Genomic DNA, 20626 nt, shown 5'->3' with positions numbered 1-20626 from the left:
AAGGCAGTAAATAGACTGACAACCCAATGTAAAAAAACCTGCACCCGCCAGCTGGCTTTACGTCGGCATTCAGGAAGATGCCTACAGCGATAAGCGAATAAATACCTGAGCGAGGCTGACGCAGGAAGGGATAGGCGGCCCAGCGCGGGCCGCATGATTTCAGGAGGCGGGTTTTTCACCGTACCAGCGTGGGGTGTAAACCCAGCTGCTACCGTCGGCACGCGGGAACGTGCAGGTGGTGGACGAACCGATCAGCACCATCGTGCGCATGTCCACCTGATCCGGGGTCAGCGCCCCCAGCGTCGTGGCGCGCAGTGTCTGCCCTGGTCGGCCGATGTCGCGCCCCAGTACCACCGGGGTTTGCGCTGTGCGGTGCTGGCCGACGATTTCCAGCGCGCGGCCCAACTGCCACGGCCGAGCCTTGGAGATCGGGTTGTAGAAGGCCAAGGCCAGATCCGCCTCCGCAGCCAGGTCCAGACGTTTCTCGATGATCGACCACGGCTTGAGGTTGTCCGACAGCGACATCACACAGAAGTCGTGCCCCAGCGGCGCACCGGCCTGTGCTGCAGTGGCCAGCGATGCCGAGACACCCGGCAGGATTTCCAGGTCGACGCTGTGCCAGGCCGGATCATCCGACTCGTGCAACGCTTCGAGCACCGCCGCCGCCATGGCGAATACGCCCGGATCACCCGACGACACCACGATCACCGAACGGCCCTCGGCCGCCAGCCTGAAGGCGTGGCGGGCGCGCTGCATTTCTTCGCGGTTGTCGGTGCAATGTTGCACCTGGTCATCGCGGAACGGGCCGGCCATGCGTACGTAGGTTTCATAACCGAGCACGTCGGTGCAGCGCGCCAGTTCGGCTTTGACCGCCGGCACCATCAGTTCGGCAGCGCCAGGGCCGAGGCCAATGACGGCGAGACGCCCGCGTCGACGACCGATCGTTGCAACGTCCAGCGGTTGCTCGGCAATCGCGACGGCAAGGTTGTCGGCAGTGACGATCTTTGCGTCAGATACGGCAACGGCTGCCAATGCGGCAAGGTCACTTTGCGCGGCGACAAACCGCAGCGGTACGCCGAGTTCAAGCGCTGCCTCGTGCAAGTTCATCGAGGCCATTTCAGTGTCGGCGGCCAGCAGGCAGGCGAGCGATGGCAGCGCAATGTTCGCGTGCAGCAACGCCGCGCGAACAGCTTCCGGCAGATCCCCAACGTCGGCACTGATCGCCACCGCCACACTGCGCGGATAGATCAGCAATTCATTGGCGCTCGCTTGACGCGCGGCACTGCCCACATGAATCGAACGCTGCGCCTGTGGATCTTCCGGCAACTGCGCCTGATCCAGCCACGGCGCCGCGCCTTCGATACGCACGCTGTGCCCGGCCAACAGATCCGAGACAAAGCGCTTGCCCGACTCCAGGTCCGCCAGCGCATAACCGCTGGGCGGGTTGAGCAGGCACGTGCCAAAGCGCAATTCGCCGCTGGTGGTGATAGCGGCGGCGACTTGCAACGCCGCCGCGATTTCCCGCGCCATGACGTTCACCCCGCCCAGGCCACCGAGCAGCGGCACCACAGCGCTGCCGTCTTCAGCCACGGCGAGCACGGCAGGCTCGGCGCCCTTCTCCAGCAACAGCGGCGCCAGCGTGCGGATGACAATGCCGGCGGCGCACAAGGCAATGATCGGCGTGTCCTGCTGATACAGCGCGCGCAGGGTTGCGCCGAACTCCTGATAACTGCAATCGGCGCCCTCGACCCGCCCGGCGAGGCCATGGATCTGCGCCGCCGGATAGACTTGTTGAACGCGACGGGCCGTGGCCAGGCTGCCCTGACCGAGAATGACAATGGCTGGCGTTGATTGAGTCATCAGCCTTGCCACCGTTCGCCCGGCACGATGATCAGCGAGAAATACGGCGAGGACATCGGCTCGACCTGATCCATCGGCACAATCTTCTGATTGGCCATGGTCGCGCGTTCGACATACAGCGCACGCTCGGCCAGACCGAGTTCTTCGAGCACCTGACGGACTTTCGGGAAGTTGCGCCCCAGTTTCATGATCACGGCGGCGTCGGCATCGGCCAGACGGCGTTTCAGTTCTTCATGAGGCAAGACGCCGGAGAGCACCGACAGGCTCTGGTTGCGATACACCAACGGCGCGCCCAGCACCGAAGCGCCGCCGAGCATCGAACAGACGCCCGGCACCACTTGCGCTTCATAGCGCGTGGCGAGGCGATCGTGCAGGTACATGTAGGAACCGTAGAAGAACGGATCGCCTTCACAGATCACCGCGACGTCGCGACCGGCATCCAGGTGTGCAGCCACCGTTTCGGCGGCTTCATCGTAGAAATCGCTGATCACCTGTTCATAGGAGAGCGGCGCCGGCAGCGCTTCGGTGGTCACCGGGTAGACCAGCGGCAGCAGGTTCTGCGCTTCCTGCAAATGGGCTTCGATGATGCCGAACGCATTGCCCTTTTTGCCCTTGGCGACGAAGTACGCGACCACCGGCGACTCACGCAGCAAACGCAGGGCCTTGACGGTAATCAGTTCCGGATCACCGGGGCCGACGCCCAGGCCAATCAAACGTCCTTGAGCCTGCATCATTCGATCTCCGTGGCGAGGGCGTTGACGGCAGCCGCAGCCATGGCGCTGCCACCGAGGCGGCCTTGCATGATCACGAACGGCACGCCGCGGCTGTCGGCGGCCAGTGCCGCTTTCGATTCGGCAGCGCCGACGAAGCCCACCGGGAAGCCGAGGATCAGCGCCGGTTTCGGTGCGCCGGCATCGAGCATTTCCAGCAGGTAAAACAGCGCGGTCGGCGCGTTGCCGATCACCACAACGCTGCCTTCCAGGTGCGGACGCCAGAGCTCCAGTGCGGCGGCGGAACGAGTGTTGCCCAGTTCACGCGCAAGTTCCGGCACGCTGTCGTCGCGCAGGGTGCAGATCACTGGGTTGTTGGCCGGCAGACGCGCACGGGTCACGCCTTCGGAAACCATCCGCGCATCGCAGAGGATCGGCGCGCCAGCGGCGAGCGCCTCGCGCCCGGCCTTGCCGGCACCTTCGGAAAATTGCAGACCGTCAATGGCCTCGACCATGCCGCAGGCGTGGATCACCCGCACCGCGAGTTTTTCCAGATCGGCCGGGATTCGCGCGAGATTGGCCTCGCTGCGAATGATCGCGAAGGAGTTGCGATAGATCTCCTGACCGTCGCGGATGTAATCAAGCATCAAGGGGGCTCCGAGCGCGGACGTCGAGCAATATCGCGGCCGCTTCAATAGTAAGGTTGCGTGCGTGCAGCGCGCCGAAACCCGGCTGCGTTGCATCGCGAAAATAGAGGTCGTAATGACCGGGGCTGACCGCCAGCAGGGTCACCGGTGCACGATGGGCGGCAGCACAGGAACGCGGGCAACCGCTCAGGTGCACACTGACGCCCGATGGCAACAGCGTGGCCAAATGGCGCGCGTCCTGTTTGGTGTCAGCGAGGCCTTTGCCGCATCCGCTGGCACCGGTGCAGGCGATCAGACGGGTCAGCGGTTCGCTGGTGCGGGTCAGCAGGTTCGACTGTTCAAGCGCCTCAAGCACAGTCGCCGCGTCGGCCGTTTCAACATTCGGCAGCAGCAGGCTTTGCCATGGGGTGAAGCGCAGGCTGCCGTCACCATACTGGCGAGCCAGTTGCGCCGCCGCGCGCAACATCGCCGGATGAAGACGCCCGAGCGCTGGCACGGCGCCGATGTACACCCGCCCCGAGGTATTTTGCGGATGAACGCCAATGTGCAGATCTTGCGCAACGGCGCAGCGCTGCCAATCGCCGATCAGCTTGATCGGCAAGCGCGTTTTCAGTGTGTCGAGAAAGGCCGGCATCGGCCGTTCATCGAGCAAATGCCGCATCCGTGTTTGCTCGGGGCGGGCCAGTTGCAGGAACAACTCCAGCACAGCGACCACCAGCGCATGGCCGTGGTCCGCCGCCACCGCACCGATGGCGCGATCTGTCGGGCATCCGGCCAGGCCAAACGCCCACAATCGTTCACCGTCGCGCTCGAACGCCGACAACCACAGGTCATGCGGATGTTCGAGCATCGCCAGCGCTTCGCCGCCGTCCAGTTGCACGGCGAATTTTGCGCTCAACTCATGAAAGCGTGGATGGCTTTGCAAGGTGTCGAGGATCTGCTCGGCCAGTGCGCGGGTATCGACGCGCATCTGCCGATCGATGCCGGCGGCCGGGCTGAGCATCAGGTTACGCACGTCATCACCGGCGGCGGTGCGCGGGCCGAGCCCGGCGGCGAGCAGACGCTCGATCAGCGCAGCGGATTGCTCACCGATCCCGCGAATCTGCAGATTGGCCCGGTTGGTTGCCTCAATGGCCCCGCCAGCAAACTGCTCGGCGGCCTCGGCCACCGCGTCAGCCTGATCGGCGCTGATCGAGCCGCCATTGAGCTTGATCCGGCAGATGCCGCCATCCAGCGCCTGGACGATACGCAGCAACCCCGGGCAGGCCGAGGGGCGTAAGGCGGTGGACATCGGGCGTTCGTTCAAGGGGCGGACCGGCTGCGTGGGAAAGGCGCTTCGCGGGCGAAGGCGCGGTATTATGCCTGCTTTGTCCGGTGGCATGAAAAGTCTGCCCGTCGGAACGGCGTGTTTAGAGGAATATAGATGTCACCCTGGCTGACGGTAGTGGGAATCGGTGAAGACGGCTTCAAGGGCCTGGGCAAAAACGCCCGGCGTGCCCTGATGGGCGCCTCGCGGATCGTCGGTGGCCAGCGTCAACTGGATTTGCTGCCGGTGTGTATTCGCGGCGAGCGGCAGTTGTGGCCGAGCCCGTTCTCTCTCGCGCCGGTGCTGGAGCAACGTGGCGAAGCGGTGTGCGTGCTGGCCAGTGGTGACCCGATGTTCTACGGCGTCGGTGCCAGCCTTGCCCGCCAGGTGCCGAGCGAGGAGATGCTGATTCTGCCGGCACCGTCGTCCTGCTCACTGGCCGCCGCACGTCTCGGCTGGCCGTTGCAGGACGTGGTGACGCTGTCGCTGGTGGCCCGACCACTGGCCGCGCTCAATGCCCAATTGTTCAGTGGCGTGCGGCTGTTGTTGCTGAGCAACGACGGTCAGAGCCCGGCGGCGGTTGCGCAATTGCTCCGCGAGCGCGGTTTCGGTTCGAGTCGCCTGAGCGTGCTGGAACATTTGGGAGGCAGCGCCGAGCGTCGCGTCGACGCTACAGCATCCGATTGGAATGACCCGTTGATTGCCGATCTCAATGTGATCTCCATCGAATGCCTGGCCGATTCCGGCATTGGCGGCCTGTCGCGCCTCGCCGGGCTGCCCGACTCGGCATTCCAGCATGACGGCCAACTGACCAAGCGCGACGTGCGCGCCATCACCCTCGCCCGCCTCGCCCCGAGACCCGGCGAACTGCTCTGGGATGTCGGCGCCGGCAGCGGTTCGATCGGCATCGAGTGGATGCGCGCACACCCCAGTTGCCGCGCCTTGGCCATCGAAGCCGATGATGGCCGTCAGCAATTGATCGAGCATAACCGCGATGCGCTGGGCGTGCCCGGCCTGCAGCTGATTCGCGGCAAGGCCCCGCAGGCATTGGCCGGACTGGAGCGCCCGGACGCGATTTTCATTGGCGGCGGCGTGACCCGTGAAGGAGTCTTCGAAACTTGCTGGGAACACCTCAAACCCGGTGGCCGACTGGTCGCCAACGCGGTGACCCTGCAAAGCGAAGTCACCCTGATGAGCTGGCGTGAACGTTACGGTGGCGAGCTGACGCGCATCCATGTTGCCCAGGCGCAGCCGCTCGGCGAGTTTGACACTTGGCGTCAGGCGTTGCCGATCACCCTGCTCGATCTGGTCAAACCCCTCGATGCGTGACGAAACCGCCGAACAACCCGCGCCTCTGCGCAGCGGCCTGACCACCGGCAGTTGCGCCACCGCCACCAGCCTCGCCGCCGCACGCCTGTTGCTCGGTGGGCTGTCGGCCGATGCCGTGCAAATTGTCTTGCCCAAAGGCAAGCAGGTGCAGATGCGCCTGGAGTTCTGCCGATTGACCGAGGACGGTGCCGAGGCCGGCACGATCAAGGATGCCGGCGACGATCCCGATGTGACCCACGGCGCCCTGCTCTATTCGCGGGTACGGCTGATAGCCGAGCCGGGCATTCGCTTCAATGCCGGTGCCGGCGTGGGCACCGTGACCCGGCCGGGACTGGTGCTCGGCGTCGGTGAGCCGGCGATCAATCCGGTGCCACGCAAAATGATCAGCGATCACCTGACACTGCTCGCCGCCGAGACCGGTTATGCCGGCGGTTTCGACGTCACGGTCAACGTCGAGGGCGGCGAAGCGCTGGCACTGAAAACCATGAACCCGCGTCTGGGCATTCTTGGCGGGCTGTCGATCCTCGGCACCAGCGGCATCGTCCGGCCGTTCTCCTGCGCGGCGTACATCGCCTCGATTCATCAGGGCATCGATGTGGCGAAAACCAACGGTTACTTGCACATCGCCGCCTGCACCGGCAACGCCAGTGAAGACACCATGCGTCGGGTCTACGATATGCCGGAAATCGCCCTGATCGAAATGGGCGACTTCGTCGGCGCGGTGCTCAAGCATTTACGCAAAGTACCTGTGGATAAACTCAGCCTGTGCGGCGGCTTCGGCAAGATCAGCAAACTGGCCGCCGGGCACATGGATCTGCATTCGCGGCATTCGAGTATCGATTTGCCACAACTGGCGGAGTGGTCCGCCGCGATTGGCGCCGATGAGGCGTTGCAGCTAGGCATTCGTGAAGCCAATACCAGTCAGCAAGCGTTGGCGATGGCCAGTGCGGCGGGGATCGCGCTCGGCGATGAGGTCTGTCGCCATGCGTTGAATTTCGCCCGCAGCGTGGTGCCGGCGCAGGTGCAGGTCGAGGTGTTTGCGATTGATCGTCAGGGCGGCATTGTCGGGCATGCCGGAGGTTTTGCATGAAGCGGATTCTGCTGCTGGGCGGCGTCACGGAAGCGCTGGCGATTGCTCGCACGCTCGGGCCGGAACATATCTATAGCTTGGCGGGCGTTGGCCGGGTACCGACGGATCTGACCTGTCAGGTGCGCGTCGGTGGCTACGGTGGCGCCGAAGGTCTGGCGCAGTTCATTCGTGACGAAGGCATCGACCTGCTGCTCGATGCCACACATCCCTATGCCGCGCAAATCAGCCAGAACGCTGCGAGCGCCGCACAACTGACTGGCATCCCTTGCTGGGCCCTGCGCCGTCCGGCCTGGCAGCCGCAGCCCGGTGATGACTGGCGCGAAGTCAGCGACTGGGCCGAACTGATCACGGCCCTCACACCTTTCCGCCGGCCGCTTTTCACCCTTGGCCGCGAACCGCTGCAACACCTCGACGAAATCCCTGCAGACCAGTTCTGGACCCTGCGCGCCCTCGACGTCTACCCCGGCAACCAACGCTGCGAAGTCATCGGCGCGCGTGGGCCGTTTCTGCTTGAGGATGAGCGAGCGCTGTTCGAGCGGCGGCAGATCGATGTGTTGATCAGCAAGAACAGCGGCAGCACCGCGACCGAGCCGAAGCTGGAAGTGGCGCGCGAACGTGGGGTGCCGGTGATTGTGTTGAAGCGGCCGGAGTTGCCGGGGGTTGATCGGGAGTTTCTGTCGCTTCAAGAAACAGTTGCTGCGTTGGCGGAGTTCAACTCATAGGGCAAGATCCACTGCTTGCATGATAAGTAACCTATTTGTTACCTTCAGGGCTAGCCGTGATCACACTCGAAGAATATCTACAAGAAGACGAATCAAGCCCATTTGGTCGGTGGATCTCCACTTTGAGCGTGCAGGCTGCACTGAAGGTCTCAAATGCCATGGTCAGGTTGGAATTGGGCAATACTTCCAATATCAAATGGTTCGATGGCTTGGGTGAATACAAAATCAATTGGGGGCCAGGGTACCGGATCTACCTCATACAAGAAGGAAAACGTCTGATCATTTTGTTTGGTGGCGGCGACAAATCGACTCAAAAGAAAGACATCAAACAGGCGAAAGCCTTGATAGCCGAATTCCGAATTCGAAAAAAAGCTGAACAGAACCGGAGGTAATTGATGGTTCTCACTCGTAGCTACAAACATTCAATCGCAGAACGCGCCCAACGTGATCCGGAGTTTGCTCAAGCATTACTGGATGAGGCCGCGACTCTGTTCCTGAATGGCGAGCCAGAAATGGCCAGAATAATTCTGCGCGATCTCGTCAATGCGACTGTCGGCTTCGAGGAGCTCGCAAGGGAGACCGAAAAACCGAGTAAAAGCTTGCATCGAATGCTTTCAGCCAAAGGCAATCCGAGCATGGATAACTTGGCCAAAATATTTTCGGTAATCCGCGCTACGCTTGGTGTAGATATGCAAGTTCATGCCGTACCCGCGAATTGAGTGAGTAATTGACGAGTTCGCTGCGACACCAAACCGCACGACGCTTTTTTACTTATCGGCCCTGATCAGGCTAAATAGCCCGCGCCTGATCGCCCACCCAATGGATCTGTCCCATGAACCGACACCGGCTAGCAATTGCCTGGATCGCCTGCTTTGCAGTGCTGTTCAACATGCTCGCCATGCCGATGACCGGGGCGATGGCGCAGGCGGCCAGTTCACCGGCCGAGCAATTGCTCTGGAGCAGTTTCTGCACCGGCAGCGGGACGAAGATGGTGGCGATCAACATCGGCACCACCGAGCAAAAAGCCCCGGGCAACGACACGCATTCGAACATGCAGCATTGCTGGTGCTGCTCGGGCTCGGCGCCATTGGTGGCGCTGCCGGGGCATTCGCCGCAGCTGTATTTCGCCCGCTACGAAAGCAATCGCAGCGTCGCGCCCGCCTTGCTGCAAACACCCACGCCGCGCCAGCAATGGCCGAGCCTCAATCCCCGCGCCTCCCCTCTGGTTTGATTTGTTCGCGCAATTGACCTGCGTTTCAAATCGTTCTGGAGAACTGCCATGTTGAACAAATTCATCGTAATCGCTGCGCTGCTGCTGCCGGCGTGCTTTGCCCATGCTCACGAATACAAGGCCGGCGAACTTGAGATCGCCCACCCGTGGTCGCAAGAGTTGCCGCCGAACGCGCCAACCGTTGCTGCCTATTTCATCATTCACAACGCCGGCAAGACGAACGACCGCCTGCTCAGCGTCGACTCGCCCATCGCTGCAGAGGCGCAACTGCACGAACACGTGATGCAGGGCGATCTGATGAAGATGCAGCAAGTGCCGAGCGTGGAAATCCCGGCCGGCGGCAACGTGACGTTTGCGCCGATGGCCTATCACGTGATGCTGCTCAACCCGACCGATCGCAGCCTGCTCAGCGACGGCAAACGCTTCCCGCTGACCCTGCACTTCGAGAAGGCCGGTGACGTCACCGTCGAAGTCTCGGTGCAGAAGAAACCGCCGGAAACCACGCAGGCTCACGCGCACGCTCAGTAAGCCCTCCGGCAGACTCCGCCCATGCGCCCGCTGAGCGCCAGGCCGCCACTGCAACGCTGTCAGACTGAAACGCTGACTCGCGGCAGCTGGATCGCCCTGTTCGCCATGTTGATGATCTTCATCGGCCCACTGATTTCTCAGTCGATGCCGATGGATCGGCACGCCTCGACCTCCATGCCGATGAGCATGGACATGTCGATGGCCATGCCGGGCATGGATCACAGTGGCCATGACGCGAAACCAAATGCCGAACACTGCCCGCCGCAATCCTCGCACCACGTGCTGTGGGAAAAGTGCGGCTATTGCAGCCTGCTGTTCAACTGCCCGGCGCTGACCGGTGGCGGCGATTTCGTTGCCTTCAATATTGCGCCGCTGAACACCTTCACCCCACCCTCCCCCCGCCTGGGCCACGCCCGGCAGACCTTCTTCCCCGGCGCCCGCACCCGCGCCCCGCCCATCGCCGCGTAAACACGCACCTTTGATTGCACACGGTTGAGAAGACAGCTTCAGGCTGCCGGCCGTGTCGTTTACGACTGTTTGATGGAAATTGTCATGTCCAGGTTTGCTGCTGTTCCACGCTCGGGTTCTGCCCCGGCGTCCTTCGCTTTGAACGAATCGCGGATTCGTTTCAGGCACGCTACCGCCGTCCTTTGCGGCGTCCTGCTGTCCCCGCTGGTGCTGGCCGACGACCACGCCGGCCACAACGAAGAACTGAGCCCGACGGTGATCACCGCGATCGCGCCGAGCTCACCACTGACCATCGTCACCAATCCCAAGGACCCGCGCCAACCGGTGCCGGCCAGTGACGGCGGTGATTATCTGAAGACCATTCCGGGCTTCGCGCTGGTGCGCAATGGCGGCACCAACGGCGATCCGGTACTGCGCGGCATGTTCGGCTCACGTCTGAACATCCTTACCAACGGCAGCATGATGCTCGGTGCCTGCCCGGGTCGGATGGACGCACCGACCTCGTACATCTCGCCGGAGACCTACGACCAACTCACCGTGATCAAAGGCCCGCAAACCGTGCTTTGGGGTCCGGGCGCATCAGCGGGCACGGTGCTGTTTGATCGCGAGCCGGAAAGCTTCGGCGAACTCGGTACTCGAGTGAACGCCAGCGTACTGGCTGGTTCTCACGGACGCTTCGACAAAGTCGTCGATGCTGCTGCCGGCGGGCCGTTGGGCTACGTGCGAGTAATCGGCAACACCGCGCATTCCGACGACTACCGCGACGGCAACAACGACATCGTCGCCTCGCGTTACGACAAGTGGAACGGCGACGTCGCCGTCGGCTGGACCCCGGACGCCGACACCCTGATCGAACTCACCGCCGGCAAGGGCGACGGTGAAGCACGCTACGCCGGGCGCGGCATGGACGGTTCGCAGTTCCTGCGCGAAAGCCTCGGCCTGCGTTTCGAGAAATCCAACATCACTGACGTGCTGGAGAAACTCGAAGCGCAGGTCTACTACAACTACGCCGACCACGTGATGGACAACTACACCCTGCGCACACCGTCCGGCACCGGCATGATGGCCGGACCGATGGCCTCCAACGTCGACCGCCGCACCCTCGGCGCGCGGATCAAGGCGACCTGGCGCTGGGCTGATATTCAACTGATCACCGGCCTCGATGCGCAGACCAACGAACACCGTCAACGCAGCGGCATGGGCATCGATACTTACAAGAATCAGCCGTACACCAAGGACGCCGACTTCCATAACTATGGCGTGTTCAGCGAGATGACCTGGTACGCCGCCGACCGTGATCGCCTGATCACTGGCGCCCGCGTCGACCGCGCTTCGGCCAAGGATTATCGGCAGACCTCTGGCTCGGGAATGATGAGCCGACCGAATCCGACCGCCGACAATACCCGCGCCGACACCCTGCCCAGCGGTTTCGTCCGCTACGAGCATGACCTCGCCGACAGCCCGACCACGCTTTATGCAGGGTTAGGCCACGCGCAGCGCTTCCCGGATTACTGGGAGCTGTTTTCGCCCAAGTCCGGCCCGGCGGGATCGGTCAACGCGTTCGATTCGATCAATCCGGAAAAAACCACGCAGCTGGATTTCGGCGTGAACTACAAGAGCGCCGAACTCGAAGCCTGGGCGTCGGGCTACGTCGGTGTGGTCCGCGACTACATCCTCTTCGACTACACGCCCGGGATGATGGGCATGAGCACCTCGCGCGCCGAGAACATCGACGCGCGAATCATGGGCGGTGAACTCGGTGCCGCGTACAAACTCACCGATCACTGGAAAGCCGATGCGACCCTGGCATACGCCTGGGGCAAAAACAGCAGCGATGGCAAAGCCCTGCCGCAGATGCCGCCGCTGGATGCACGCTTCGGTCTGACCTATACCGAAGACAACTGGAGCGCCGGCGCACTGTGGAGGGTGGTTGCCGCACAAAACCGCATCGACCAGAACAAGGGCAACGTGGTCGGCAAGGATTACGACAAGAGTTCGGGCTTCGGCGTGTTCTCACTCAACGGTGCCTATCGGATCAACAAACACTGGAAGGTCAGCAGCGGCGTCGACAACCTGTTCGGCAAGGCTTACGCCGAACATCTGAACCTGGCGGGCAACGCCGGCTTCGGCTACCCGGCCAACGACCCGCAAGCGATCAATGAGCCGGGGCGCACGCTCTGGACCAAGGTCGACATGAGTTTCTAACAAGAAAAGTCAAAAGATCGCAGCCCGCATGTCCCCCTGTAGGAGCTGCCGAAGGCTGCGATCTCTTGATCTAAAAAAATTCGCCCAGCGGAGCACACGTGATGAAACAGCCCAAACCGAATTTCTACAACCTGGCCTGGCGTTGGCATTTTTACGCCGGTCTCTTCGTTGCCCCCTTCATGGTGATGCTGGCCCTGACCGGCATCATCTACCTGTTCAAACCGCAGCTCGATTCACTGATGTACAGCAGCCTGCTCAACGTCCCGGCCGGCCATCACACCGTCTCGGCCGATGACCTGCTGCAACGGGTGAAGAGCGCTTATCCACAAGGCCAGGTCACCCAATACCTGCCGCCGGTCAACGCCGAACGCAGCGCACAGTTTGTGGTGAATAACGCTGGCCACGAACTCAACGTATTCGTCGATCCATACCACGGCGACATCCTTGGCGAACAGGATGCCAAGCAGAACCTGCAAGCCATCGCCCGCGCCATCCACGGTGAATTGATGATCGGCACTGTCGGTGATCGGCTCATCGAAATGGCCGCCGGTTGGGGCGTGGTGCTGGTGGTGTCCGGGCTGTTCCTGTGGTGGCCGCGCGGTCAGGCCGCAGGCATTTTGTGGCCACGGCTGAACAGTCGCGGTCGTGTGTTGTGGCGGGATCTGCACGCGGTCACCGGTTTCTGGGGCGCGACATTGCTGCTGGTGATGCTGCTCAGTGGCATGACCTGGACCGGTTTCTGGGGCAAGCAATACGCGCAAGTGTGGAACGTCTTCCCGGCAGCGATGTGGGACAACGTGCCGACCTCCGATGTTGAAGCGCGAACCCTTAACAGCGCCACGCGTCAGACCGTGCCTTGGGCAATGGAAAACACGCCGATGCCGATGTCCGGCGACCACGCCGAACACATGGCCCACGGTGGCGCCAACGCAGGCCCGGCGGCACCGACCATCAGCCTGCAAAACGTGCAGAACATCGCCACCGGACGCAACGTCGAACCCGGCTACAGCATCACGTTGCCGACCACCGCCACCGGCGTGTTCACCATCGCCCTGTTCGCCGATGACCCACGCAACGACGCCACCCTGCACGTCGATCAATACACCGGCAAAGTCCTCGCCGATGTGCGTTTCGAGCAGTACGGCGCAGTAGCGCGTGCCACGGAAATTGGCGTGATGCTTCACGAAGGCAAAATGTTCGGCACCTTCAATCAGATCGTTGTGCTGCTGATCTGCCTGATGATTCTGCTCAGTGCCGTCAGCGGCGTGGTGATCTGGTGGAAGCGCCGGCCACAGGGCAAAGTCGGCGTGCCGCCGCTGCGCCATGACCTGCCGAAGTGGAAAACCGGCGTGCTGATCATGCTCGCGCTGGCGGTGATTTTCCCGCTGGTGGGGGCTTCGCTGGTGGTGGTGTGGTTGCTGGATCGCCTGCTGCTGTCGCGCCTGAGCAGGCAAACCGAGTCCGCCTCGACCCCATCCTGATCCACCCCATGCAGGAGCTGCCGAAGGCTGCGATCTTTTGATCTTGTTTTAAGAGCAAGATCAAAAGATCGCAGCCTTCGGCAGCTCCTACACATGATTTTTCGCGCCCCAAAGTGGCGCGACCGCATGCACCAACGCGCCCTGCACGTCCCTTCGTGGTGCAGCGCAAAACCGCGCAAGCGCTCTAACACGACATTTTCCTGCCCGAACCCGACCGGGCACAGCCCTTGCAAAACACACCTTCAGTCGTCCGCATCTGCCAACCATAAAAAACTTTAACGTTCATGGAGATCGCACAATGAAGCGTCGCAGTTTGATCAAGGCTTTCACACTCACGGCATCGATTGCCGCGATGGGCATGACCTGGACTGTCCAGGCCGCCGAGACCATCAAGGTCGGGATTCTGCATTCGTTGTCCGGCACCATGGCGATCTCCGAAACGTCGCTCAAAGATATGGCGCTGATGACCATCGACGAGATCAACGCCAAGGGCGGCGTCAACGGCAAGATGCTTGAGCCGGTGGTGGTTGACCCGGCATCGAACTGGCCGCTGTTCGCCGAAAAGGGCCGGCAGTTGCTGACTCAGGACAAGGTTGCCGTGGTGTTCGGCTGCTGGACCTCGGTGTCGCGTAAATCGGTGTTGCCGGTGTTCGAAGAGCTCAACGGCCTGCTGTTCTACCCGGTGCAATACGAAGGCGAAGAGATGTCGCCGAACGTCTTCTACACCGGCGCCGCGCCGAACCAGCAAGCGATCCCGGCGGTGGAATATTTGATGAGCGAAGAAGGCGGGAGCGCCAAACGCTACTTCCTGCTCGGCACCGACTACGTCTACCCGCGCACCACCAACAAAATCCTGCGTTCGTTCCTGCATTCCAAAGGCGTCGCCGACAAGGACATCGAAGAGGTCTACACGCCGTTCGGTCACAGCGACTATCAAACCATCGTCGCCAACATCAAAAAATTCTCGGCCGGCGGCAAGACTGCGGTCATCTCGACGGTCAACGGCGACTCCAACGTGCCGTTCTACAAAGAACTGGCCAACCAAGGCCTGAAAGCCACCGACGTACCGGTGGTGGCGTTCTCGGTCGGCGAAGAAGAACTGCGCGGCATCGACACCAAACCGCTGGTGGGCAACCTCGCGGCATGGAACTACTTCGAATCCGTCGAGAACCCGCAGAACAAGAAATTCGTCGCTGACTGGAAAGCCTACGCGAAGAAACACAACCTGCCGGGCGCGGACAAAGCCGTGACCAACGACCCGATGGAAGCCACTTACGTCGGCATCCACATGTGGGCGCAGGCAGTTGAAAAAGCCAAATCCACTGACGTCGACAAGGTGCGTGAAGCGCTGGCCGGGCAGACGTTTGCGGCGCCGTCGGGCTACACGCTGACCATGGACAAGACCAACCACCACCTGCACAAACCGGTGATGATCGGCGAGATTCAGGCCGATGGTCAGTTCAACGTCGTGTGGCAGACCGAAGGGCCGATCCGTGCGCAACCGTGGAGCCCGTTCATTCAGGGCAACGACAAGAAGCCGGATTATGCGGTGAAGAGCAACTGAGTCACTGGATGTCGGGCTGACGAGGATTATCGGCCCGACACAATCCCCCTGTAGGAGTGAGTTTTTGTGGTGAGGGGATTTATCCCCGATCGGCTGCGAAGCAGTCGCGAAATCAGTCGACGCGATCATTCTGATACACCGCGACTGCTGGATTAGGGGCTGCTTCGCAACCCATCGGGGATAAATCCCCTCGCCACAAAAGCTCGATCCGACAATGTCCGCGTCAAGGCGACTGACTATGCCCACTGCTCTCTACCGCTTTATCTGTGCCATCACGCTGTTGCTGCCGATGCTCGCCCACGCCGGCGATGCCGAAGACTTTGTCGCGGCCAATCCCGTGCAACAGGCCAAACTGCTGGAAACCTGGGCCGCGCAGCCCGACCCGGCGCGTATCGAGTTGATCAACGCCCTGCAACAAGGCGAGTTGACCATCGACGGCCAACCGAAAACCCTGCGCCTGAACAATCGCCTGCGGGGTCTGATCGACACCGCCATGGCCAGCCATCAATTGCTCGCCGCCGACGCCAAAATCCGTCTGACTGCCGCGCAGCAATTGCAGAAAAGCGCGAAACCCGCGCAGCTGAAATTCCTCGACCAGCAACTCGCGGGCGAAAGAGATGAAAGCGTCCACGCCGCCCTGAGCCTGGCGCTGGCCAACCTGCAACTGGTCGACACTGACCCCGCCGTGCGCCTAGCGGCGGTGAGGTTGCTCGGCGAAACCGGCGATCCACTCGCCCGCACTCGCCTCGAGGGTTTGCTCGAACCCGGCGTCGAAGCCGATGCCAACGTGCGCACCGCCGCCGAAACCAGCCTTGCTCAAGTCAAACGCAAACTGCTGATCGGCGAGATCCTCGGTCAGGCCTTCAGCGGCATGTCCCTCGGTTCGATTCTGCTGTTGGCAGCGCTCGGTTTGGCCATCACCTTCGGTCTGCTCGGCGTGATCAACATGGCCCACGGCGAGATGCTGATGCTCGGCGCCTACTCGACGTATGTGGTGCAACTGATGTTCCAGCGCTACGCACCGCAAGCGATTGAGTTCTACCCGTTGATCGCGCTGCCGGTGGCGTTCTTCGTCACGGCGGCAATCGGCATGGCACTGGAGCGCACGGTGATTCGTCACCTCTATGGCCGACCACTGGAAACCCTGCTCGCCACGTGGGGCATCAGCCTGATGCTGATTCAACTGGTGCGCCTGTTGTTCGGCGCGCAGAACGTTGAAGTCGCCAACCCGGCGTGGCTGTCCGGCGGTATTCAAGTGCTGCCGAATCTGGTGCTGCCGTACAACCGCATCGTCATCATCGCTTTCGCACTGTTCGTGGTGGTGCTGACATGGCTGCTGCTGAACAAAACCCGCCTCGGTCTCAACGTTCGCGCCGTCACTCAAAACCGCAACATGGCGGCTTGCTGCGGTGTGCCGACCGGTCGCGTCGACATGCTCGCCTTCGGTCTCGGCTCGGGCATCGCCGGCCTCGGCGGTGTGGCGCTGAGCCAGATCGGCAACGTCGGCCCGGACCTCGGCCAGAGCTACATCATCGATTCATTCCTGGTGGTGGTACTCGGCGGCGTCGGCCAGTTGGCCGGTAGCGTGCTCGCAGCATTCGGCCTCGGCATCGCCAACAAGATTCTCGAACCGCAGATCGGTGCGGTGCTCGGCAAGATCCTGATCCTCGCGCTGATCATTCTGTTTATCCAGAAACGTCCGCAAGGCCTCTTCGCACTGAAAGGACGGGTGATCGACTGATGAACCAGCCTCTGTTAGTCACGGCCACGCAAAAGGCCGGGCCGAAAGTCACCATTGCCATCGGTGCGGTAATCCTCGCCCTGCTGATCGCCTTGCCGCTGCTGTCGTTGTTGTCGCCCGACAATGCGCTGCACATCTCGGCGTACACGCTGACGCTGGTCGGCAAAATCCTCTGTTACGCCATCGTCGCGCTGGCACTGGATCTGGTCTGGGGTTACGCCGGTTTGCTCTCGCTAGGCCACGGTCTGTTCTTCGCCCTCGGCGGTTATGCGATGGGCATGTACCTGATGCGTCAGGCTGCCGGCGATGGTCTGCCGGCGTTCATGACCTTCCTGTCGTGGAGCGAATTGCCGTGGTACTGGACCGGCACCAGCAGCTTCCTCTGGGCGATGTGTCTGGTGGTGTTGGCCCCGGGTTTGCTGGCGCTGGTGTTCGGTTTCTTCGCCTTCCGCTCGCGGATCAAAGGCGTGTATTTCTCGATCATGACCCAGGCCCTGACCTTCGCCGGCATGCTCCTGTTTTTCCGCAACGAGACCGGGTTTGGTGGCAACAATGGTTTCACCAATTTCCGCACGATTCTCGGTTTCGGCATCACTGAACCGGGCACCCGTGCGGTGCTGTTTCTGGCGACGGTGTTGTTGCTGGTAGCGAGCCTGTTCATCGGTTGGCGTTTGGCGCAGAGCAAGTTCGGTCGCGTGCTGACCGCGTTGCGCGATGCGGAAAACCGCTTGATGTTCTGCGGCTACGATCCGCGCGGTTTCAAGCTGTTCGTGTGGGTGTTGAGCGCGGTGTTGTGTGGTCTGGCCGGCGCCTTGTATGTGCCGCAAGTGGGCATCATCAACCCGAGCGAAATGTCGCCGACCAACTCGATTGAAGCGGCGGTCTGGGTTGCCCTTGGCGGGCGCGGCACGTTGATCGGCCCGTTGCTCGGTGCCGGTGTGGTCAACGGCATGAAGAGCTGGTTCACCGTGGCGTTCCCGGAATACTGGCTGTTCTTCCTCGGCGCGCTGTTCATCGTTGTGACGCTGTACCTGCCCAAAGGCGTGATCGGCCTGCTGAAGAAACGAGGTGAACAATGAGAGTCACAGCGAGCGCTGAATTCATGTTGGAACCAGCCTTTTTTCCCGTCGAACCGAACAAGGACGCCGGCACCAGCCGCGACTCGATCGGCCTTGGCCAGCGGGTCGGACCGGGGCTGGATACCCGTCACGGCACGATCCTCACCCTGGAAGACATCAGCGTCAGCTTCGATGGCTTCCGCGCGCTGAACAATCTGAATCTGTACATCGGCGTCGGCGAATTGCGCTGCATCATCGGCCCCAACGGTGCGGGCAAGACCACGCTGATGGACGTGATCACCGGCAAGACTCGTCCGAGTCACGGCAAGGCGTGGTTCGGTGAAACCCTCGACCTGACGCAGATGAGCGAAGTGCAAATTGCTCAGGCCGGCATCGGTCGCAAGTTTCAAAAGCCGACTGTGTTCGAGGCTTTGAGCGTGTTTGAAAACCTGGAGCTGGCGCAGAAAACCGACAAGTCGGTCTGGGCCAGTTTGCGTGCGCGGTTGAGTGGTGAGCAGAAGGATCGCATCAGCGAAGTGCTGGAGACGATTCGCCTGACCACCTCGGTCAATCGCCCGGCAGGGTTGTTGTCCCACGGGCAGAAGCAGTTTCTCGAGATCGGCATGTTGCTGATGCAAGACCCGCAACTGTTGCTGCTCGATGAGCCGGTGGCGGGGATGACCGATGCAGAAACCGAGTTCACCGCCGAGTTGTTCAAGAGCCTGGCGGGCAAGCATTCGCTGATGGTGGTGGAGCATGACATGGGTTTTGTCGGCTCGATTGCCGACCACGTGACCGTGCTGCACCAGGGCAGCGTGCTGGCCGAAGGCTCGCTTGAGCAAGTGCAGGAAAACGAGCGCGTGATCGAGGTCTACCTCGGCCGCTAAGGTTTGCGAATAGATCGTTCCCACGCTCTGCGTGGGAATGCCGCCATGGACGCTCTGCGTCCGCCGTTATGTGACGCGGAGCGTCACGGGATGCGTTCCCACGCAGAGCGTGGAAACGATCACCGGGGGAGATTTTGGACATGCTGCAAGTCGACAAGCTGCACCAGTATTACGGCGGTAGCCACATCCTGCGCGGTCTTTCGTTCGAGGTAAAAGTCGGCGAAGTCACCTGCCTGCTCGGCCGTAACGGCGTCGGCAAGACCACCCTGCTCAAATGCCTGATGGGCTTGCTGCCGGCCAAAGAAGGCGCGGTGAACTGGGAAGGCAAACCGATCACCACCTTCAAGCCGCACCAGCGTGTTCACGCCGGAATTGCCTACGTACCGCAGGGCCGGGAAATCTTCGGGCGCCTGACCGTGGAAGAAAACCTGTTGATGGGCCTGTCGCGCTTTCCCGGCAGTGAAGCCAAAGAAGTGCCAAGTTTCATTTATGAATTGTTCCCGGTGCTGCTACAAATGAAGCAGCGTCGCGGCGGTGACCTCTCCGGCGGTCAGCAACAGCAACTGGCAATTGGCCGCGCACTGGCCAGCCGTCCGCGTTTATTGATCCTCGATGAGCCCACCGAAGGCATTCAACCCTCCGTGATCAAGGAGATCGGCGCGGTGATCAAGAAACTCGCGGAACGCGGCGACATGGCGATTCTGCTGGTCGAGCAGTTCTACGATTTCGCCGCGGAGCTGGCCGATCAGTACCTGGTGATGTCCCGGGGAGAAATCGTGCAGCAGGGTCGCGGTGAAAATATGGAAGCCGAGGGTGTGCGCGGGCTGGTAACGATCTAGTACAACGAACTAATCTGTAGCTTCCTAACGATAATTACACACCATGAATTCGACTGTTGCACCTGCCCTGTTTACCCCGAGCTGGCACGCCGAGCTGGAACTCGCCTACGCCCGTTTCGGCGACTGCACACGTCCGGTCATGCGTCGGCACCTCGGCCCGCTGCGGGTGCAAAAGCACCTGTACGCCGAAGGCCCCGAAGTCTGCCAGCACATCATCGTCCACCCGCCGGGCGGGATTGCCGGCGGTGATCGTCTCGATATCAGCGCCCGCGTCGAACCAGGCGCCTGGGCACAGATCACCAGCCCCGGCGCGGCCAAGTGGTATCGCGCAGGCGGGCCGGCCTACCAGAAGCTCGATTTGAAAGTGGCTGCCGGGGCGACGCTCGAATGGCTGCCACAGGAAACCATCGTCTACAGCGCCGCCCAGGCTGAGCTGAGCACGTCGATTGATCTTGAAGGTGATGCGCGGCTGTTTTACTGGGACGTGGTGGCGTTGGGTCGCCCGGCCAGTGGCGAGCGCTTTGATCGCGGACATTTTCAGGCGCATCTGGATATTCGCCGCGACGGCCGATTGCTCTGGCATGAGCGCCAGCGCATTGTCGGCGGTGATGGTTTGCTTGATTCGCCGATCGGGCTGGATGGCCATCCGGTGTTTGCGACGTTGTTGGTCACCGGTGAGGTTGAGGCTGAATTGCTCGAGCGCTGCCGCTCACTGGGCCATGACGTGCGCGGGGATTTGACCCAGTTGCCCGGCCTGTTGGTTGCTCGTTGCCTGGCAGGCGAAGCGCTGTTGGCACGCGCCTGGCTCATCGATTTATGGCGCTTGCTACGCCCGGTGCTACTGGACCGCGAAGCCCAGCCACCCCGAATCTGGAACACCTGAAATGCATTCCCCTGTAGGAGCTGCCGAGTGAAACGAGGCTGCGATCTTTTGATCCTCAACAGCAAGATCAAAAGATC

Annotated in this window: 20 protein-coding genes; 16 read left to right on the top strand and 4 right to left on the bottom strand. The window is 61.8% G+C overall.

Annotated features, from left to right (window positions below; translation table 11 throughout):
• Positions 1–159: 159 nt before the first annotated feature.
• Genes cobJ through cobG form a run of 4 tightly spaced genes read right to left on the bottom strand, consistent with a single transcriptional unit; the run spans position 160 to position 4508 of the window.
• The gene (gene cobJ, locus PMI37_RS03540; protein WP_008078152.1) at positions 160–1860 is read right to left on the bottom strand and encodes a precorrin-3B C(17)-methyltransferase; all 1701 of its coding nucleotides are present in this window, start codon (positions 1858–1860) and stop codon (positions 160–162) included.
• Entirely contained in the window at positions 1860–2594 is a 735-nt protein-coding gene (locus PMI37_RS03535) for a precorrin-2 C(20)-methyltransferase (protein WP_008078151.1), read from the bottom strand. Before PMI37_RS03535 ends, cobJ begins: the two co-directional genes overlap by 1 nt.
• Positions 2591–3217 carry a precorrin-8X methylmutase gene (locus PMI37_RS03530; RefSeq protein ID WP_008078150.1) on the bottom strand — a complete coding sequence of 209 codons (627 nt, stop codon included), beginning with the start codon at positions 3215–3217 and terminating at the stop codon, positions 2591–2593. Before PMI37_RS03530 ends, PMI37_RS03535 begins: the two co-directional genes overlap by 4 nt.
• Positions 3210–4508, bottom strand: a complete 1299-nt coding sequence (gene cobG / locus PMI37_RS03525; RefSeq protein ID WP_045122953.1) for a precorrin-3B synthase — start codon at positions 4506–4508, stop codon at positions 3210–3212. The genes PMI37_RS03530 and cobG overlap by 8 nt, the downstream gene beginning before the upstream one ends.
• Positions 4509–4640: 132 nt before the next feature.
• On the opposite strand from cobG, the gene PMI37_RS03520 reads away from it, so the two are divergent.
• The 16 genes from PMI37_RS03520 (at position 4641) to PMI37_RS03445 (ending at position 20549) form a co-directional block, all read left to right on the top strand.
• Complete coding sequence (locus PMI37_RS03520) at positions 4641–5852, top strand: bifunctional cobalt-precorrin-7 (C(5))-methyltransferase/cobalt-precorrin-6B (C(15))-methyltransferase (RefSeq protein ID WP_008078145.1); 1212 nt, start codon at positions 4641–4643, stop codon at positions 5850–5852.
• Positions 5845–6942 (top strand): cobalt-precorrin-5B (C(1))-methyltransferase, encoded by a 1098-nt coding sequence (locus PMI37_RS03515; protein ID WP_008078143.1) that lies wholly within the window; start codon positions 5845–5847, stop codon positions 6940–6942. Before PMI37_RS03520 ends, PMI37_RS03515 begins: the two co-directional genes overlap by 8 nt.
• Positions 6939–7664, top strand: a complete 726-nt coding sequence (locus tag PMI37_RS03510) for a cobalt-precorrin-6A reductase (protein ID WP_008078142.1) — start codon at positions 6939–6941, stop codon at positions 7662–7664. Before PMI37_RS03515 ends, PMI37_RS03510 begins: the two co-directional genes overlap by 4 nt.
• A gap of 56 nt (positions 7665–7720) precedes the next feature.
• Entirely contained in the window at positions 7721–8056 is a 336-nt protein-coding gene (locus tag PMI37_RS03505) for a type II toxin-antitoxin system RelE/ParE family toxin (RefSeq protein ID WP_008078140.1), read from the top strand.
• A gap of 3 nt (positions 8057–8059) precedes the next feature.
• On the top strand, positions 8060–8383 hold the full coding sequence (locus tag PMI37_RS03500; protein ID WP_008078139.1) for a helix-turn-helix domain-containing transcriptional regulator: 324 nt from the start codon (positions 8060–8062) through the stop codon (positions 8381–8383).
• A gap of 113 nt (positions 8384–8496) precedes the next feature.
• Positions 8497–8895 (top strand): DUF2946 domain-containing protein, encoded by a 399-nt coding sequence (locus PMI37_RS03495; protein ID WP_008078138.1) that lies wholly within the window; start codon positions 8497–8499, stop codon positions 8893–8895.
• 48 nt (positions 8896–8943) lie between these two features.
• Positions 8944–9423 carry a copper chaperone PCu(A)C gene (locus PMI37_RS03490; protein WP_008078136.1) on the top strand — a complete coding sequence of 160 codons (480 nt, stop codon included), beginning with the start codon at positions 8944–8946 and terminating at the stop codon, positions 9421–9423.
• 21 nt (positions 9424–9444) lie between these two features.
• Positions 9445–9891 carry a DUF2946 domain-containing protein gene (locus tag PMI37_RS03485; protein WP_008078135.1) on the top strand — a complete coding sequence of 149 codons (447 nt, stop codon included), beginning with the start codon at positions 9445–9447 and terminating at the stop codon, positions 9889–9891.
• Between the two features lie 84 nt (positions 9892–9975).
• Positions 9976–12096, top strand: a complete 2121-nt coding sequence (locus tag PMI37_RS03480; protein WP_008078133.1) for a TonB-dependent copper receptor — start codon at positions 9976–9978, stop codon at positions 12094–12096.
• 101 nt (positions 12097–12197) lie between these two features.
• Positions 12198–13577, top strand: a complete 1380-nt coding sequence (locus PMI37_RS03475) for a PepSY-associated TM helix domain-containing protein (protein WP_008078132.1) — start codon at positions 12198–12200, stop codon at positions 13575–13577.
• 298 nt (positions 13578–13875) lie between these two features.
• Positions 13876–15141: an urea ABC transporter substrate-binding protein gene (gene urtA, locus PMI37_RS03470; protein ID WP_007914554.1), complete on the top strand. Its 1266-nt coding sequence runs from the start codon at positions 13876–13878 to the stop codon at positions 15139–15141.
• A gap of 238 nt (positions 15142–15379) precedes the next feature.
• Positions 15380–16882 (top strand): urea ABC transporter permease subunit UrtB, encoded by a 1503-nt coding sequence (urtB, locus tag PMI37_RS03465; RefSeq protein WP_008078131.1) that lies wholly within the window; start codon positions 15380–15382, stop codon positions 16880–16882.
• Complete coding sequence (gene urtC, locus PMI37_RS03460) at positions 16882–17961, top strand: urea ABC transporter permease subunit UrtC (RefSeq protein ID WP_008078130.1); 1080 nt, start codon at positions 16882–16884, stop codon at positions 17959–17961. The genes urtB and urtC overlap by 1 nt, the downstream gene beginning before the upstream one ends.
• The gene (gene urtD, locus PMI37_RS03455; protein ID WP_008078129.1) at positions 17958–18827 is read left to right on the top strand and encodes an urea ABC transporter ATP-binding protein UrtD; all 870 of its coding nucleotides are present in this window, start codon (positions 17958–17960) and stop codon (positions 18825–18827) included. Before urtC ends, urtD begins: the two co-directional genes overlap by 4 nt.
• 140 nt (positions 18828–18967) lie before the next feature.
• Entirely contained in the window at positions 18968–19666 is a 699-nt protein-coding gene (urtE, locus tag PMI37_RS03450) for an urea ABC transporter ATP-binding subunit UrtE (protein ID WP_008078128.1), read from the top strand.
• A 43-nt stretch (positions 19667–19709) separates the two neighbouring features.
• On the top strand, positions 19710–20549 hold the full coding sequence (locus PMI37_RS03445; protein WP_008078122.1) for an urease accessory protein UreD: 840 nt from the start codon (positions 19710–19712) through the stop codon (positions 20547–20549).
• Positions 20550–20626 lie beyond the last annotated feature (77 nt).

Source organism: Pseudomonas sp. GM80, from assembly GCF_000282515.1.
Classification (GTDB): Bacteria; Pseudomonadota; Gammaproteobacteria; order Pseudomonadales; family Pseudomonadaceae; genus Aquipseudomonas.
This window is presented reverse-complemented; position numbering and strand designations above follow the sequence as displayed.

Bases quoted from the DNA above. Each gene is read 5' to 3' on its own strand.
- urtE (WP_008078128.1), top strand. From the start codon at position 18,968: ATGCTGCAAGTCGACAAGCTGCACCAGTATTACGGCGGTAGCCACATC.
- urtA (WP_007914554.1), top strand. From the start codon at position 13,876: ATGAAGCGTCGCAGTTTGATCAAGGCTTTCACACTCACGGCATCGATT.
- PMI37_RS03510 (WP_008078142.1), top strand. From the start codon at position 6,939: ATGAAGCGGATTCTGCTGCTGGGCGGCGTCACGGAAGCGCTGGCGATT.
- PMI37_RS03495 (WP_008078138.1), top strand. From the start codon at position 8,497: ATGAACCGACACCGGCTAGCAATTGCCTGGATCGCCTGCTTTGCAGTG.
- PMI37_RS03480 (WP_008078133.1), top strand. From the start codon at position 9,976: ATGTCCAGGTTTGCTGCTGTTCCACGCTCGGGTTCTGCCCCGGCGTCC.
- urtD (WP_008078129.1), top strand. From the start codon at position 17,958: ATGAGAGTCACAGCGAGCGCTGAATTCATGTTGGAACCAGCCTTTTTT.
- urtB (WP_008078131.1), top strand. From the start codon at position 15,380: ATGCCCACTGCTCTCTACCGCTTTATCTGTGCCATCACGCTGTTGCTG.
- PMI37_RS03490 (WP_008078136.1), top strand. From the start codon at position 8,944: ATGTTGAACAAATTCATCGTAATCGCTGCGCTGCTGCTGCCGGCGTGC.
- PMI37_RS03475 (WP_008078132.1), top strand. From the start codon at position 12,198: ATGAAACAGCCCAAACCGAATTTCTACAACCTGGCCTGGCGTTGGCAT.
- PMI37_RS03485 (WP_008078135.1), top strand. From the start codon at position 9,445: ATGCGCCCGCTGAGCGCCAGGCCGCCACTGCAACGCTGTCAGACTGAA.
- PMI37_RS03445 (WP_008078122.1), top strand. From the start codon at position 19,710: ATGAATTCGACTGTTGCACCTGCCCTGTTTACCCCGAGCTGGCACGCC.
- PMI37_RS03515 (WP_008078143.1), top strand. From the start codon at position 5,845: ATGCGTGACGAAACCGCCGAACAACCCGCGCCTCTGCGCAGCGGCCTG.
- PMI37_RS03500 (WP_008078139.1), top strand. From the start codon at position 8,060: ATGGTTCTCACTCGTAGCTACAAACATTCAATCGCAGAACGCGCCCAA.
- PMI37_RS03530 (WP_008078150.1), bottom strand. From the start codon at position 3,217: ATGCTTGATTACATCCGCGACGGTCAGGAGATCTATCGCAACTCCTTC.
- cobJ (WP_008078152.1), bottom strand. From the start codon at position 1,860: ATGACTCAATCAACGCCAGCCATTGTCATTCTCGGTCAGGGCAGCCTG.
- cobG (WP_045122953.1), bottom strand. From the start codon at position 4,508: ATGTCCACCGCCTTACGCCCCTCGGCCTGCCCGGGGTTGCTGCGTATC.
- urtC (WP_008078130.1), top strand. From the start codon at position 16,882: ATGAACCAGCCTCTGTTAGTCACGGCCACGCAAAAGGCCGGGCCGAAA.
- PMI37_RS03535 (WP_008078151.1), bottom strand. From the start codon at position 2,594: ATGATGCAGGCTCAAGGACGTTTGATTGGCCTGGGCGTCGGCCCCGGT.
- PMI37_RS03520 (WP_008078145.1), top strand. From the start codon at position 4,641: ATGTCACCCTGGCTGACGGTAGTGGGAATCGGTGAAGACGGCTTCAAG.